Source organism: Roseateles sp. P5_E11, assembly GCF_054049355.1.
Genome location: NZ_JBFUMO010001130.1, coordinates 1 through 798, shown reverse-complemented (window position 1 = coordinate 798; position 798 = coordinate 1). Strand labels below are relative to the sequence as shown.

The following is a 798-nucleotide window of genomic DNA, read 5'->3' as shown; positions in this document are numbered from 1 at the left end:
GCCCCATGCCGACCAGCTTGCGCAGCGAGTAGGCGACGACATGGGTGTCCTCGACGTTCAGCACGAAGCAGATGTCGGCGAGCTTCTTCTTGCGGTCGCGGTGGTTGACGTGGTGCAGCAGCGAGATGTCCAGCGCAGCCAGGTCTTTCATGCCGGCGGCGGCCATGCAGCGCACCATCCAGCGGTTGAAGGCGTTGCTGACGACGATGAGGCCGAACTCGAACTCCGACAGCTCGGCGCTCTTTTCAGACACCAGATGCGAGGACGACACGATGCTGCGAACCATGATTGACATGATAAACACGTCTCGAATACAAATCGTATACGTTTTATTGAAATTCAAATGAGTACCGCGCTGCCCGACCTCCTCATTCGCCCCCTGGGCGAAGCGGCGCTGTGCTGCGCGGTCGATGCACCCATCGCGATCGAACACCAGCAGCGCATCTGGCAACTCGGCGCAGGCCTGGCGCAGGCCGAAGGCGTACTCGGCCTGATCCCGGGCATGAACAACCTGACCCTGACCTTCGACCCGCTGCACACCGACGGTCAGGCGCTCGAGCAGGCCGCCCGCGCGCTTTGGGCCAGGCCGCTGCGGCGCCAGCAGGCGGGCCGCCTCGTCGAGATTCCCGTCAACTACGGCGGCGCGCATGGCCCCGACCTGGGCGACGTCGCCACGCACTGCGGCCTCTCGGTCGACGAGGTCGTGCAACGCCACCCCGACGCCGAGCCCCTCCTCTACGGCATCGGCTTCCAGCCCGGCTTTGCCTACCTCGGCGGGCTGGACGCCTCGTAGCACAC

At 65.2% G+C, this 798-nt stretch carries 2 protein-coding genes; one reads left to right on the top strand and one right to left on the bottom strand.

Going from position 1 to position 798, the window contains the following annotated elements; genetic code table 11:
• Window positions 1-286: winged helix DNA-binding protein (locus tag ACXJKR_RS33875; protein ID WP_457326596.1), on the bottom strand; the 286-nt coding region annotated here is incomplete at its 3' end.
• Between the two features lie 57 nt (window positions 287-343).
• Here ACXJKR_RS33875 and ACXJKR_RS33870 point away from each other — a divergent pair.
• Window positions 344-793, top strand: a complete 450-nt coding sequence (locus tag ACXJKR_RS33870) for a 5-oxoprolinase subunit B family protein (protein WP_457326595.1) — start codon at window positions 344-346, stop codon at window positions 791-793.
• Window positions 794-798 lie beyond the last annotated feature (5 nt).

Bases quoted from the DNA above. Each gene is read 5' to 3' on its own strand.
- ACXJKR_RS33870 (WP_457326595.1), top strand. From the start codon at position 344: ATGAGTACCGCGCTGCCCGACCTCCTCATTCGCCCCCTGGGCGAAGCG.